15 protein-coding genes and 1 pseudogene are annotated in these 14,226 nt (G+C 27.2%); 2 read left to right on the top strand and 14 right to left on the bottom strand.

Annotated elements, in window-relative coordinates; genetic code table 11:
- Positions 1-105 precede the first annotated feature (105 nt).
- The 4 genes from QOZ93_RS12805 to QOZ93_RS12790 form a co-directional block, all read right to left on the bottom strand.
- Positions 106-765, bottom strand: coding sequence for a hypothetical protein (locus QOZ93_RS12805; RefSeq protein ID WP_307357026.1), 660 nt, complete (start codon positions 763-765; stop codon positions 106-108).
- Between the two features lie 175 nt (positions 766-940).
- Positions 941-1,903: a DUF2232 domain-containing protein gene (locus tag QOZ93_RS12800; protein WP_307357022.1), complete on the bottom strand. Its 963-nt coding sequence runs from the start codon at positions 1,901-1,903 to the stop codon at positions 941-943.
- A gap of 34 nt (positions 1,904-1,937) precedes the next feature.
- Positions 1,938-2,528 carry a pentapeptide repeat-containing protein gene (locus QOZ93_RS12795; protein WP_307357019.1) on the bottom strand — a complete coding sequence of 197 codons (591 nt, stop codon included), beginning with the start codon at positions 2,526-2,528 and terminating at the stop codon, positions 1,938-1,940.
- A gap of 137 nt (positions 2,529-2,665) precedes the next feature.
- Positions 2,666-3,211 (bottom strand): hypothetical protein, encoded by a 546-nt coding sequence (locus QOZ93_RS12790; RefSeq protein ID WP_307357016.1) that lies wholly within the window; start codon positions 3,209-3,211, stop codon positions 2,666-2,668.
- A gap of 210 nt (positions 3,212-3,421) precedes the next feature.
- On the opposite strand from QOZ93_RS12790, the gene QOZ93_RS12785 reads away from it, so the two are divergent.
- Positions 3,422-3,766, top strand: a complete 345-nt coding sequence (locus QOZ93_RS12785) for a PadR family transcriptional regulator (protein WP_307357013.1) — start codon at positions 3,422-3,424, stop codon at positions 3,764-3,766.
- A 12-nt stretch (positions 3,767-3,778) separates the two neighbouring features.
- Positions 3,779-4,444, top strand: coding sequence for a DUF1048 domain-containing protein (locus QOZ93_RS12780; protein WP_307357010.1), 666 nt, complete (start codon positions 3,779-3,781; stop codon positions 4,442-4,444).
- 78 nt (positions 4,445-4,522) lie between these two features.
- Here the strand turns inward: QOZ93_RS12780 and QOZ93_RS12775 are convergent, their stop codons facing one another.
- The 10 genes and pseudogenes from QOZ93_RS12775 to QOZ93_RS12730 all read right to left on the bottom strand — a co-directional run bounded on the left by QOZ93_RS12775 (position 4,523) and on the right by QOZ93_RS12730 (position 14,225).
- Positions 4,523-5,590 carry a M24 family metallopeptidase gene (locus QOZ93_RS12775; protein WP_307357007.1) on the bottom strand — a complete coding sequence of 356 codons (1,068 nt, stop codon included), beginning with the start codon at positions 5,588-5,590 and terminating at the stop codon, positions 4,523-4,525.
- 125 nt (positions 5,591-5,715) lie between these two features.
- Positions 5,716-6,177, bottom strand: a pseudogene (locus tag QOZ93_RS12770) (M55 family metallopeptidase).
- The gene (locus tag QOZ93_RS12765; RefSeq protein ID WP_307357005.1) at positions 6,159-6,281 is read right to left on the bottom strand and encodes a hypothetical protein; all 123 of its coding nucleotides are present in this window, start codon (positions 6,279-6,281) and stop codon (positions 6,159-6,161) included. The pseudogene QOZ93_RS12770 and the gene QOZ93_RS12765 overlap by 19 nt, the downstream one beginning before the upstream one ends.
- 121 nt (positions 6,282-6,402) lie before the next feature.
- On the bottom strand, positions 6,403-7,401 hold the full coding sequence (locus QOZ93_RS12760; RefSeq protein WP_307357002.1) for a biotin--[acetyl-CoA-carboxylase] ligase: 999 nt from the start codon (positions 7,399-7,401) through the stop codon (positions 6,403-6,405).
- A 123-nt stretch (positions 7,402-7,524) separates the two neighbouring features.
- On the bottom strand, positions 7,525-8,478 hold the full coding sequence (locus tag QOZ93_RS12755) for a dipeptidase (RefSeq protein ID WP_307356999.1): 954 nt from the start codon (positions 8,476-8,478) through the stop codon (positions 7,525-7,527).
- A 110-nt stretch (positions 8,479-8,588) separates the two neighbouring features.
- The gene (locus QOZ93_RS12750; RefSeq protein WP_307356997.1) at positions 8,589-9,971 is read right to left on the bottom strand and encodes a sodium-dependent transporter; all 1,383 of its coding nucleotides are present in this window, start codon (positions 9,969-9,971) and stop codon (positions 8,589-8,591) included.
- Positions 9,972-10,032: 61 nt separating this feature from the next.
- Positions 10,033-10,392: a DUF1667 domain-containing protein gene (locus QOZ93_RS12745; RefSeq protein WP_307356994.1), complete on the bottom strand. Its 360-nt coding sequence runs from the start codon at positions 10,390-10,392 to the stop codon at positions 10,033-10,035.
- A gap of 43 nt (positions 10,393-10,435) precedes the next feature.
- A complete protein-coding gene (locus QOZ93_RS12740) occupies positions 10,436-11,695 on the bottom strand; it encodes an NAD(P)/FAD-dependent oxidoreductase (protein WP_307356991.1) in 1,260 nt (419 codons plus the stop codon).
- A gap of 14 nt (positions 11,696-11,709) precedes the next feature.
- A complete protein-coding gene (locus tag QOZ93_RS12735; RefSeq protein ID WP_307356988.1) occupies positions 11,710-13,155 on the bottom strand; it encodes an NAD(P)/FAD-dependent oxidoreductase in 1,446 nt (481 codons plus the stop codon).
- 128 nt (positions 13,156-13,283) lie between these two features.
- Entirely contained in the window at positions 13,284-14,225 is a 942-nt protein-coding gene (locus tag QOZ93_RS12730; protein ID WP_307356985.1) for an ROK family protein, read from the bottom strand.
- Position 14,226 lies beyond the last annotated feature (1 nt).

Here is a 14,226-nt window from a genome sequence, read left to right as displayed (position 1 = left end):
AAGCTTATAGGCGGTGAACTATCATTAAATTTTCTATAAAACACAAAAAAACGCTGCCGCGTTAGTATAAATTTTTATGCTAATGCGACAGCCTCTCATGTATAATTACTTATTTAATTCTGTTCCTCCCCATTCTACAAGGGTAAATCCTTTTCTTTTAAAAGAATTTAATTTTTGTTTTTCTACTTTTATAGGTTTATCTAATGGCTTAAACACCATGAAAACCCTAAGCATTGAATCTGGTTTTGGTTGTATTTCTAACTGTGCTGAATCTGTATATTGTTTACCAGCAAAATTTATAAGATTGTATTTATTTTGTTCCATAATTGGTAACCAATAAACTATGAATTCATTATATTCCTTTGGTGTTAATCCCATATATGAAAGTGTTTTTTCAAGAAATTCTTTTGTGTCTTCCCCTTTTACTACAAATCCCTTACTTAAATCCCAGTTTACATTATTATTCTTACCTTCCCAAAATAAATATGAATATTGTTTATTATCATCTTTATTTAAAAGTGTACCATTAGGATTTGCAATGACATTCCATCTATTTTTATATTCAGGATAAGTACAAGTAAGTTTACCTTTATAATTCAATTTTAAAGAAACCTCTTGTTTGGAAGATGGATATAAGTAAATAACAGGTTTTTTAGCCATAGGTTCTTCTTTTTTAGGGCATTTCTCTTTTTTAGAACATCCAACTAATAATACTATACTTAATATTGTAGTTGCTAAAATCATTAAACTCTTTTTCTTAAACATTTCTACTTTTAACCCCTTTCCATTATTTGTTTAACTATATTTATATTTTATTATATATATCTCTTTCATTTACTACAATCTAGTTACAATAAAAATAGGTATACAACTTAAATAAGATTTTTATCTAAATCATATACCTATTTGCCTTAACTTTTTAAGTTTACAACTTAATACTTTATAAAATTTCATTCATATGATAATTTAAGGCCTTTATTTGTTTTTCCCTCATATGGAAAGTTTTATTTATAAATATATTAGATATAATCAAAACAAAGGTTGTTATTTTAAACATCTTTATGAGTAGTACTATAACTGCTATACCTAAAATTAAATTTAATACTCTAGATTTAATTTTTGTATAAACATATCTACTAAAAAATCCATAACTATCTTTTATAACAGAGTATAAAACTATATATTCTATAGATACAGTTATAGCTTTAATATAAGTATGGTCTAGTTTATAATTAAATCGTCCTAATATCTCCATAAAAATTAAAAACATAATTCCTATATTTATAGTTTTCTGAGAACAACAAATAAAACTCCAATAATTCTTTCCTTTAGTTAAAATAGAATATTTATATTCTGCATGTTTATTTAAAACTCTTAATTTTTTTCCTATAAATAAAGTACCAATATAGGTTGTAATTATAGTTCCTACTGGTAATGCTGCTACAAATATATAAAACATAATTTCTCTAAATTGCTCATCTATAGGGATCATATTTATATATTGTTCAAATTCTTTCATAAAGCTAAATCCTAATAAACCAGAAAAATAAATATCTATAATAACCATTATAAAACACGCAAATATAGATGAATAGAATATATCATCCCCTATATTTGTATCTTTTAAAATTAAAATTGCACAGGCAAATCCCACCAATATACTTTGACTTATCCAAATCGCCGATCCAATATTCCCAATTATAAATCCGATAATTATCAAAGAAACTATGGTGGATAATACAGAATATCTAAATCCACATTTCAAATAGATCACCGCAACAAATACAGGAACAATAATATCTAAATATATCGAATAAGCAATTCCTGTGCTCATTGCAATTAAACTTATAACTACAAATAAAGCGGATAACATAGCTGCTTCCGTCATTTTTCTTGTATTCAATTACTTTCACCTAATCTCTTTTTATAATATTTACTTATGTTATTTCTTTTATTTTTATATTAAAATTATTTAATAATGAAATAGCCTCTGGCATAGTAAAGATTGCTTTATTATGTGTATTATCTAAAAGGTTTATATTATATTGTTTTGCTTCTGAAAAATTTGCTTTACTTAAATTTGATTTACTAAACACACTTCCTTTAAGATTTGAATAAGAAAAATTACATTCTGATAAATCTGTATAAATAAAATCACTTTCAAAAATATCACATTGTTTAAATGGTGTCTTTTTCAACTTCATATTTGAAAAATTGCAACTTTCAATTAAAGATTCTTGAAAACTGATCTCAATAATAAAATCATCACATTTATTGAAATTCACACCAACGATTTTACAATTATTAAATTGTACTCCCCTAAATTTACTATCATCACATCTTATTAATGATAAATTACAATTTTGAAAATTACACTCTACAAAAGCACATTTAGAAAAATCAACTCCTGAAAAATCACAATTTTTAAAGTTACATTCTAAAAAATTAGTCTCAGTAAGGTTTTTATTTAAGACTATTAGTTTACTGAAAATTATCTCTTCATATTCATTTCCTCGTAAAATTTCCATTATACTTAGATTCTCCAATACATTTTAATTATATTAACTAAAAATTTTTCATATCATAATAAAACTATACATTGTATCTTATTACTATTATAACAAATATTAATAATTTCTAAGATATTATATTAATTATTAAAAGTTTATTTAATTTCTCTGACTTCATTCTCATTCATATCTACCTGTACCTTTTCATCTTCATATTCAATTATTACTAAATCATCATCTATCCAATTTATAGAATAATCATGGTTCTTAAATGGTCTAACATGGTCATCTTTAAACCTTGTACTAAAATTTAAAGACTGCTTAAATATAAACATTTTTCTTCTATAAAAACTACATTCACCTGTCAAAAATCCCTTTCCCTCATTAATAATTAACACATTTTTATTATTGGGAGATTTAAAATAAAATTCTTTACTATCATTAAATTTTGATGCAAAAATAATAGAATTTAATATAACTAATAAAATTAAAAATATCTTTAACCACTTTCGTTTCCTATCTAGCATACAAAACCATAAAAATAAAATTATAAAATTTATCCCCTCAAAAGTTGCAGTTCCAATTAATGATATATCAAAACAAGCAGCTAATAATAGTACTATAATTTGCACTATGACTAAAATATTAATCAGATTACTATTAACTTTATGCCAATCTATATTTTTAACGTTTATTCCCATAAGTATCCCACCTCCACTGAAATCTTTGATTAATTTTACCACTTATTAACTTTATTTTCCACCTACGTAAAACTATTGACTTTTGAAGAAAATAGTTTTATATTAGTCTTACATCTACTATGTATTACATAATACCTTTAAATCTTAATAATAATGTTATGTTTTTTTAAACTTACTACTATGCTTAGCATAATACAAGGAAGTGTTTATATGAATGATAAATCTCAACTTTTAAAAGGTGTCTTAGAAGGATGTATTTTAAAAATTATTTACCATAGAACCCAAACTTATGGATATGCAATTGTAGAAGAACTTAGAAGTTATGGTTTTGGTCAATGTACTGAAGGAACCATATATCCTCTACTTACCAGACTTGAAAAAAAATCTATTTTAAAATCTGAAAAAAAGGATTCCCCTTTTGGTCCTAAAAGGAAATATTATTCTTTAACAGAAAATGGACTTAGACAGTTGAATTATTTTTATGATACATGGCTAGACTTCAAAGAATTTGTAGATAAAATATTTATGGATTATGGGAAAAATAACAATCTTTAAGGAGGCAATTATATGAAAGATTCAAAAAAGCAATTAAAAAAAAATTTATTAAACATACAAAAGTTAAAAGGAGATTATGATAAATGCTTTTCCAATCTAGCCTTATACATTAGATGTGAACTGACGGAAGAAGATGGTGAAGAAGTAATAAATGATGTATTAGAGATTCTTTTAGGTGCCCAGTCTAGAAATGAAGATGTGCACTCTGTTATTGGAGATGACTATAAAACTTTTTGTGATGATATAATTAATTCTTACAGGGAAAATTGTAAATTTTATTTTTTAAGAGAACTTAAAGATATGATTCCAGTATTTTTTAAAATGTTATTATTCTTTATTTCACTAGATATATTAACTAATATTAACTTTAAAAACTTTAGTTTTTATAACTTACGATTAACTAATTATAATTTAACTTTACAACCTTTCTTATCTTGTATAATTGGGGTAATACTGGCTCTATTCATAATAAAAATTTTAGCTAATAATTCTACAAAAATATTTTTTATAAAAACATTTTTATTACAATTTCTTGGTATATTTCTAATAGTCTATTTGGGAATTAAATTTAGAAAGTTTATTTTAATATCTATACCAAATATGCTCGTCTTAAGTATTTTAGCTATACTAATTCTTTTTATTTATACTATAATTATGCATAAGCAAATTAAAAATTAATCAAAACCCTGTATCATACAATATTAAAACATTTTATGATTACAGGGTTTTTTATAAACCTTTAGAGGTATCTAAAAATTATAGACAAATTAAATCCTTTGTTGATTTAGTAAGTCTTTCGTAACCTGTTTCAGTTACCAAAATACTATCTTCTATTCTTACTCCACCCCAATCAGGAATATATAGACCTGGCTCCATTGTGATTACACAATTTTTCTTTATAGTTCTAGATGCACTATTACTTATAAATGGAGGTTCATGAAGATCTCTTCCAACCCCATGTCCTATTCCTGGATAATAATATTCTATATAGTCCTTAACAATTTCTCTTACAGCATCATCCGGAACTTTTGCAGTTATTCCATCTTTAATAGTGTCCAAACCTGCTTGTTGAGCTTCTTTTACTACATTATATATCTCAACTTGTCTTTCACTTGGTTTACCTACGACTATAGTTTTAGTCATATCAGATGTATAACCTTTATACAATGCACCAAAATCTAAGGTTACAAAATCTCCTTCTTCTATAACTTTATTATCTGGTTTGCCATGTGGAAGTGAAGTTTTCTTTCCTGAAATTAGGATAGTCTCAAACCCCACTCCATCTCCCCCATTCATTTTTATAATATATTCTAACTTCGCAGCTACTTCATTTTCTGTCATACCTGCTTTTATATGTTTTATAACTTCTTCGAAAGCAAAATCTGTAATTCTTCCTGCCTCTCTTAAAAGCTCTATTTCTTCATTATCTTTTACATATCTTAATTCTTCAATAATTCCTGAAGTTGGAACAAGCTCTACATCCTTTAAAACATTTTGCATTCCTTCAAACATAGAATAGCTTGTCCATTCTTTTTCAAATCCTAGTCTTTTAATACTATTTTCATTACAAATTTTCTTTATAGCTCCTAATAATCCACCACTTATTTTTTGTAAATTTATAATTTCAAAATCTTCACATTCTTTTTGAGCTAATTCAAAAAATCTTCCATCAGTAATTAAAAATTTTCCTTTATTGCTTATTAAAACATATGCCGCTTCATCGGAAAATCTACTAATATAATTTACATTTGCTCTTTTAATTAAAAATAATCCATCTAATTGTTTATCATTTAAAATATTTAAAACTCTTTCAGTTTTTCCCATTTGAACCCCTCCTGCATCATTTGCCCTAAAGCTAAATAAAATACTATATTAAATTATTATATATCATTTTTAATCATAATTTAATGCTTTTTTGTAATTATTAAAATTTTCTGTTTTTTATTTCCCTAATTAGCCGAATATGATAAGGTTATCATTGCCATAATTGCATCAAAAACAACTTTAAAGTTATCGTGTGTAAATAATATAGTTCTTCCATCAACTCGCTTTGTATAAGGCATTAAAGCCACCACATCTGCCATTGATGTTTTTGTAAATTCTATTTTTACCGTTGTTGGTAAATCAAATTTATATACTTTAGAAGTCTCTTTAGATTTTAATGCTTTTTGTACAGCTTCTATTGTCTCTTCCTTTATTTTATTTATAGGTCGAAGTTTAGCAGCATATTTTGATAACCCTTATTTAGTAACAACATAATTTACCCAAGGCATTGCATCTTCTTTGTTAAGTTCTTCATATAATGCATTATCTTCAATAACCAATGTTACTGAAATATTATAATACCCTGCATAAGCTGCATTTATAAGTGATTCATTCATTTCTTTATCATTTATCCAAAACTTATGCACTCTTCCTCCTGAATAAGTATGGTCCATGACCCCTGCAAGTTACCAACTCCTGCATGATAACCTATAAAGAATATCATATCATAAGATGCATCAAGGTCTGGCATCTTATCACCCTTTATTTTTTAATTTTAGTATAATTTAAAAAATAATATTCTCAGATTTAATTAATCTAAGAATATTACTTTTAAATTATATACCTTAAATATTACATATTTTTAAAATCCATTATTTATCTTCCATATAACCATATAATCCATGCATAGATACTTCTCCAGAAATAACTTCCTCTAGATTACCATCTTCTTTTTGTATAACTAGTGCACCATCATTATTTATATCTAATACCCTAACCTTATATTTTTTATTTCTTTGTTCTATAAAAACTTCTTTTCCTATTAAGATAGATTTATCTCTACAAATTTTTATACAAGGTTCTAATAAATCATTTTTTATATAATTATCATAAAGTTCTTCAAAATTATTAAGAATACTAGCTAAAAGTTTTTTTCTGTTAAATTCTTTTCCATAAACAGCTTTTAGAGAAGTTGCTTTATTTTTTAGTTCCTTTGGAAAATCATCCTTCTCTATGTTTACATTTATACCTATACCCATTACTATATAATTTACTAAATCTAATTCTGCACTCATTTCTGTTAAAATGCCACAGACTTTTTTGTTTTCTATAATTATATCATTCGGCCATTTTATATAACTTTCTACGCCCATTTCCTTTAACGCTAAATTTACTGCCGATGCTCCTATAATCGTTATATTTGATACCTTTAAGGGACTTATATCTGGCTTTAAAATTATAGAGAACCATATTCCCTTACCTGTAGGTGATTCCCATACCCTACCTAACCTACCTTTTCCAGCTGTTTGTCCCTCACTTATAACTATAGTTCCATTGTCTAAATCATTGTATTTCTGCATAGTTAAAGATGCTATTTCTTTTGCCTTTGTGTTAGTAGAACCTATCACATCAAAATGAAAAATCTTTCTTCCTATATACTTTGTTTTTAAACTTGCTTCTATTTCTTCATATGTTAAAACATCAGGTGATGATAATATTCTATATCCTTTACGTGATACTGATTCTATGTTATATCCATCTTCCTTTAAAACTTTAATATACTTCCAAATTGCTGCTCTACTAATTCCAAACTGTTTACTTAAATTTTCGCCAGATATAAATTCATTACCACTTTCTTTCAATAACTTCAAAACTTCTTCCTTCACGTTTACTATCACTTCCTCGCCATATTTTATTATTGTATGCGATTATTTAAACTTATCTTATGTAAATATCCGAAAATATATATTAAATTCGATTTCAAAATAGATTTTTTATTTTAAAACTTCTTTTATGACTCTTTCTGCATTTTTATGCCAAATTTTATCTATTTCATCTTCCTTAAAACCTGACTTTTTAAGTTCTACAATTAATTTATCAATTTCCCCTATATTGGCTATTTCTAATTCTCCACCTATTCCATCGAAATCAGTTCCCATTGCCATAACATCTACGCCACCAACATTCCTAATATGTTTTAAATGTTCTATCATATATTTAACTCTAGTAACCTTATCATTACTTAAAAATGGTGCACAAAAATTCAATCCCATAACTCCACCATTATTTGCTAAATACTTTATCATTTCATCGGTTAAATTTCTAGAATGATTTGTAATAGATCTTGCATTTGAATGTGAAGCAACAAATGGTTTTTTTGAATATTTTAATACATCATAAAAACCACCATCAGAAAGATGTGAAACATCAACAATCATACCAAGTTCATTCATCATTTCTACAACTTCGATGCCTCTTTTAGTAAGTCCTTTATTCATAAACTTCTTCTTGCAATTAGGATATCCTAAAGTGTTTGCATAATTCCAAGTTAAAGTTATTAGTCTCACACCTTTATCATAGACTTCTTTAAGATTATCTAAACTACCTTCTAATACTTCTCCCTCTTCTATAGTTAAAAAAGCAGAGATTTTATTATTTTTTTCATTTTCTTGCATTTCATCATAATTTCTAGCAAGTGCTATTAATTCTTTATTTTCCTCAATTTCTTTATTAAATCTGTTTAGCATATTATTTACGTATTCATAAGGTTGTTGATTAATCTCTTTTATTTCCTCTAGTTCAGTAAATAATGCAAAAAATTGTGCCTTTGAGTTTGCCTTTTTTAATTTTTGTAAATCCACATGAAAATTATTTTCTCTTAAACAAACATTTTCTTTGCTTTCATGTAATACAGATATAGTATCACAATGCATATCTATTAATTTCATAACAACCACTCCATTCACCAATTTATATATATTTTATTATATCAAAAAAGGCTAGTCATTAAGCAACTTTTTAAAATTACTTGACTAACCTTTATAGTATCAAAAAACAACTATTTTATTATTCCTATTGATTGTAAGAAAATTATACCTAAAAGTATTGTACTTATATATCTTAAAATAAATCTATAAACCGATAATAATTTTTCATTTTTTAATGTTCCATGGTTACTAAATTCATCTATAATTTCTTCCTTCTTTATCTTATAACCAACAAAAATTGCTATTAATAATCCCCCTATTGGTAAGAATATATTAGATGATACGAAGTCGAATAAATCAAAGAAATTCTTACCAAATATATGTACTGAACCAAATACACTACCTGGATGTACAGTTAATGCTCCAATTACAAATATTATAGCTAAACAAAGTATAGTTGCGGCACTTCTCTTCATATTTTTTTCTTCAACTAGAAAAGCTACTACAACCTCTGCCATTGAAAGCATTGCCATTGTTGCTGCCATTGCTGCCAATAAGAAGAAAATTGCTAATAATATATTTCCAAAAGGCATTTGCGAAAAAACTAATGGTAATGTATTGAATAATAACCCTGGACCACCCTCTGGTGCCATATTAAATTGAAATACTACTGGAAAAATTGCAATTCCAGCAAGCATCGATACTAATGTATCCGAAAATGCAACCTTAAAAGAAGTTCCTATTAAGTCATTATCCTCTGTAAAATAACTTCCATATGTTATCATAGTTCCCATTCCAATTGACAATTTAAAAAACGCCAGTCCTAGTGCCGCTAAAATTACTCCACCTGTAACTTTACTAAAATCTACACTAAATAAGAAATGTAATCCTTCTTTAGCTCCTCCAAGTGTTAAAGCTCTTATATCACATATAATAATTAATCCAAATAAAATTGGCATTAAGGTTTTAGTTACTTTTTCTATTCCTTTTTTAACCCCTGCCATAAGAATTATAGCAACTACAATCAGAACTATACCTTGCCATACTATAGGCGATACTGCTCCCCCTGTAGTAGCAGCAAATGTTCCATTTACCATTTTAACTGCTTCTTCTATAGTTTTACCTTTTATCCCTGAAAAACCACCTGTTAAGGCCTTAAATACATATGAATATACCCAACCAGCTACAGAAGTATAATAAAACATAATAAAAAATACGGATAATACACCAAGATATCCTATTCCTTGCCATCCTTTATTTTTACTTAAACTTTGAAATGCTCCTACAGCATTTTTTCTAGTTCTTCTTCCCACATAAAATTCTGCTAACATTACTGGTATACCAACTAATAAAATACAGATTAGATATATAAATATAAAAGCTCCTCCACCATTTTCCCCAACTAAGTAAGGAAATTTCCATATATTACCCAATCCTACTGCTGATGCTAATGTTGCAAAAAATACTGCTAATCCTGAGGAAAATCCCTCTCTTTGGTTATTTGATTCTTTCATCCACTGTCCTCCCTTTCTTTATCATATGTTATTAATATATTAATTAAATAAATATTATTATTTAATCTTTTATTGTTTTTGTACAAATTAAATTAGTTTTTGTGTTTAAAAAATTTTCTTTTATTATATCCCCAACCTTCATTGGTATTTTAACTTCTATTTTATTTATTTCTTTCATAGCATTAAATAACATTTCTTTTGGTATTGCATCTGTTGTTTTAACTGGAATTCTTTTTTGTTTGGAATTTATTACTCTAATGGTTGAAGTTAATACTCTCTTAGGATTTTGTACTTCATTAATACCATACTTTTCCCCTCTTTTACATAAATTCCCTGAAACTATGATTTTATTATCTTGTTTTTCTACTAGTAATTTACATCCTTTGGGACACACTATGCATACAAGTTCCCTTATTTTCATATTCTCACTTCCCTACATAGGATTATATATTTAAAATAAAAGTTTATGTTTCAATATATATATTTATACTTTCTATTTCTTTCTCTTTTATATAAGAACATTCTAATTCAATTTTTTCCATTTCGCCTGGTGCTAAATAAGTTTTCTTAAATTCTTTTATTATATTTCCTTTATTATCTTGAATTTTTAGAGTACAGTTTCTATAAATATTATCTACTCTCATTAAAAGTGTTACTTTTTCATCAATATTTTCTTTATTTAAAAATTGAGGAACTACATACCTAATACCATCATTAGCAATTAGTCCTATTCTATTCTTCTTATTTGTAAAATTACTTTTTACAAATTGGGCAACGGCCTTTCCTGCTCTTTTACTTTCTTCTGTTACATAATCAACTAAATCATGTACATGTACTACATTCCCACATGCAAAAATTCCTTTTATAGATGTTTCCATATTTTCGCTAACTACAGGTCCACCAGTTATTTTATCTAATTTAATGCCTGCATTTTGAGATATAGTATTTTGCGGAATTAATCCTACCGAAAGCAATAATGTATCACACTTAAAATGTTTACAGGTTTTAGCTATAGGTTTTCTTCTTTCATCTACCTCACAAATATCTACACCTTCAACTCTATATTTTCCATAAATTTTAGTTACAGTATGACTTAAAAATAATGGTATATTAAAATCTTCCAAACATTGAACAATATTTCGTGTAAGTCCCCCTGAGTAAGGCATTAATTCTACAACTGCTTGTACCTCTGATCCTTCTAAAGTTAATCTTCTTGCCATTATAAGTCCTATATCCCCAGACCCTAATATAACAGCCTTATTTCCAATTTTTTGTCCTTCTATATTCATAAGATATTGAGCCGTTCCTGCCGTAAAAACTCCTGCCGGTCTTGTTCCCGGAATGCTAATTGCTCCTCTGGGTCTTTCCATACATCCCATAGCTAAAACTATTGCTTTGGCCTTAATGCAAACATATCCATCTTCTGGGTTAACGGTATAGACTTCCTTATTTTCACTTATTTTCAAAACCATACTATTAACTCTGTATTCTATATCAAAACTTTTAAGTTCATCTATGAATCGTTCAGCATATTCTGGTCCTGTTAACTCTTCTTTAAAGACATGTAGTCCAAAGCCATTATGAATACACTGATTTAATATTCCACCAAGTTCACGTTCTTTTTCCAAAACTATAATAGTGTTAACACCATTTTTTTTAGCTTCTATAGCTGCAGCAAGTCCTGCTGGCCCTCCCCCTATAACTACTAAATCGTAATTTTTCATATATTTTTTCCCTCCTAATTCTTTTCCTCTAAATTTTCTACTAATATATTAGAATCAAGAGAGTCCTTATGAATTTTTTCCATAGGTAAATTTAATTCTCTTTCTAAAATTTTCATAACCTTAGGCATACAAAATCCACCTTGACATTTTCCCATACCTGGCCTTAACCTTCTTTTTATACCATCAACAGTAGTTCCTCCAACACTTCTATGTATAGCATCCACTATTTCACCTTCCGTAATTTGTTCACACAAGCAAATCATTTTTCCATATCTACTATCTTTCTTTATAAGCTCATTTTTTTCGTCTACATTTAAACTCATAAAATTTATAACTTCTCTTCTAGCATTAAACTCTTTATTTATAGGTAATTCTCCATTAAATTTTTTCTTAATTAAATTTACTATATATTTTGCTATTGCTGGTGCTGCTGTTAATCCCGGAGATTCTATTCCACCTATGTTTATAAAATTATGTACATTTTTACTTTCTTCTATAATAAAATCACCTATATTTGAAGTTGCTCTTAAACCTGAAAAGGATGTTATAACTTTATTAAATGGAATTTTATTAGTAGTTTTTAACGCTGCTTTTTTAATTGTTTCTAATCCATTAAATGTTGTTTCTACATTTTCCCTATCTTCTATATCCTCTGCATTAGGACCTATAAGCATATTGCCATGAACTGTTGGTGTAACTAAAACACCTTTTCCTAACTTAGTTGGACATTGAAATATAACCGAATTTACAAGTTTACCAGCAGTTTTATCTAAAATAAAATATTCGCCTCTTCTTGATTGAATCTTGAAACACTCTTTATCTATTAAGTTATTTATATGATCCGAAAAAATACCTGCACAATTAATTACTAATTTACTACTTATAACTTCTTCATTATTATTTATATATATTTTAAACTTATCTTTTTCTTTTTCTAGATTAGTCACTTTACTATTTAACCTTAAACTAACACCATTGTCTACAGCATTTTCACATAAAGCAATACAAAGTTCAAATGGTCCTACTATTCCACAACTTGGAGCATATAACGCTCCTTTTATGTTGTTGCTTAAGCTTGGTTCTTTTTTTAATGTTTGTTCAGCACTTAAAATTTCTAATCCTTTAACACCATTTTTAATTCCTCTTATTTTTAATGCATTTAAAGTATCTAATTCTTCTTCATCAAAAGCAACTACATATGAACCTAACCTTTTAAATGGCACATTTAATTCCTTACACAATTCTTCATAAAGTGCATTGCCTTCTACATTAAATTTTGCTTTTTTAGTTCCTGGCTTTGCATCATAGCCAGCATGTACAATAGCACTATTAGCTTTAGTGGTTCCATTAGCAACATCATTTTCTTTTTCAAGTACTACGGTTTTTAAATTATATTTAGATAACTCTCTTGCAATACATGCACCTACTATACCTGCACCTATAATAGCAACATCATACATATTTTTTTCCTCCCTAGTAAAAAGACAAACAAAAAACCTAGATTAACATCTTATTCTAGGTCTTTAAGTTATCAAATCATAAAGTATTATACTACAATTTTTATTATTATTAAACTACAAAACTTCTATTAAAACTTACCAAGTAATGCTGCCCCTATTATGCCTGCATCATTTTTAGTTTTAGCCAATACAAGTCTAGGAATAGGCAAATCTTTATTGTACCCTTTTTCTAATTCTTTTCGTATATCTATAATTAATTTTTCACCCATATTAGATATTCCACCACCAAATGCTATTACTTCTGGATCTATAATATTTATTATATTCCTTAATGCTAAAACTAAATATTTTAAAAATCTTTTGTATACAGTCATACAAAGTTCATCCTCTACATATAGTCCAGCTAAAATAATTTTTGCATTTAATGTTCCATTGTTTTCTTTTATTTGTTCTTCTAAATATAAACTTTTCATCCCGTCATTTAAAAGCTTTTCTGCATATTTTATAATTCCAGTAGCAGATGAAAATGTTTCTATGCATCCATTTAACCCACAATTACAAGTATAAAAATTCTCTCCAACTACCATATGACCTATTTCTGATCCAATTCCATGCCCACCACTAAATGGTTTACCTTCAATTATTATACCTGCACCTATTCCTGTACCTAATGTTAATAAAAGTCCATTGTTATATCCCTTTAATGCACCTTGTGCATATTCAGCAATTCCTGCTACTGTAGCATCATTATCTATAAATACGGGAATTCTAAAATACTCCTCCAAAGGTTTTTTTAAAGGAACCATTCTCCATTTTAAATTAATACATCTTATAACTATTCCTTCTTTATTAGCCACTCCTGGTATTCCTATTCCTATAGCTTTAAAGTCGCTTTTTTTTACTCCACCCTTTTTTATTAGATTATTAATTAAATTCTTAATATCATTTATAATAGACTTAGAACCAGCCTCAATTCTTGTCTTGCAATAATCTTTTAAAATAATGTTTCCATTTTCTTCGACTATACCAGCAGCTATATTAGTTCCCCCTAAATCTATTCCTATATACATT

Origin of the sequence: Hathewaya limosa (genome assembly GCF_030815255.1) — a bacterium.
GTDB classification, from domain to species: Bacteria; Bacillota; Clostridia; order Clostridiales; family Clostridiaceae; genus Hathewaya; species Hathewaya limosa.
Note: the sequence above shows the minus strand (reverse complement) of the source record. Positions and strands in the feature narration are given on the sequence as shown.

Excerpts from the sequence above, each read along its gene's own strand:
- QOZ93_RS12755 (WP_307356999.1), bottom strand. The coding sequence starts at position 8,478 with ATGAAATTAATAGATATGCATTGTGATACTATATCTGTATTACATGAA.
- QOZ93_RS12795 (WP_307357019.1), bottom strand. The coding sequence starts at position 2,528 with ATGGAAATTTTACGAGGAAATGAATATGAAGAGATAATTTTCAGTAAA.
- QOZ93_RS12785 (WP_307357013.1), top strand. The coding sequence starts at position 3,422 with ATGAATGATAAATCTCAACTTTTAAAAGGTGTCTTAGAAGGATGTATT.
- QOZ93_RS12765 (WP_307357005.1), bottom strand. The coding sequence starts at position 6,281 with ATGCCAGACCTTGATGCATCTTATGATATGATATTCTTTATAGGTTAT.
- QOZ93_RS12790 (WP_307357016.1), bottom strand. The coding sequence starts at position 3,211 with ATGGGAATAAACGTTAAAAATATAGATTGGCATAAAGTTAATAGTAAT.
- QOZ93_RS12730 (WP_307356985.1), bottom strand. The coding sequence starts at position 14,225 with ATGTATATAGGAATAGATTTAGGGGGAACTAATATAGCTGCTGGTATA.
- QOZ93_RS12805 (WP_307357026.1), bottom strand. The coding sequence starts at position 765 with ATGTTTAAGAAAAAGAGTTTAATGATTTTAGCAACTACAATATTAAGT.
- QOZ93_RS12745 (WP_307356994.1), bottom strand. The coding sequence starts at position 10,392 with ATGAAAATAAGGGAACTTGTATGCATAGTGTGTCCCAAAGGATGTAAA.
- QOZ93_RS12735 (WP_307356988.1), bottom strand. The coding sequence starts at position 13,155 with ATGTATGATGTTGCTATTATAGGTGCAGGTATAGTAGGTGCATGTATT.
- QOZ93_RS12775 (WP_307357007.1), bottom strand. The coding sequence starts at position 5,590 with ATGGGAAAAACTGAAAGAGTTTTAAATATTTTAAATGATAAACAATTA.
- QOZ93_RS12780 (WP_307357010.1), top strand. The coding sequence starts at position 3,779 with ATGAAAGATTCAAAAAAGCAATTAAAAAAAAATTTATTAAACATACAA.
- QOZ93_RS12740 (WP_307356991.1), bottom strand. The coding sequence starts at position 11,695 with ATGAAAAATTACGATTTAGTAGTTATAGGGGGAGGGCCAGCAGGACTT.
- QOZ93_RS12750 (WP_307356997.1), bottom strand. The coding sequence starts at position 9,971 with ATGAAAGAATCAAATAACCAAAGAGAGGGATTTTCCTCAGGATTAGCA.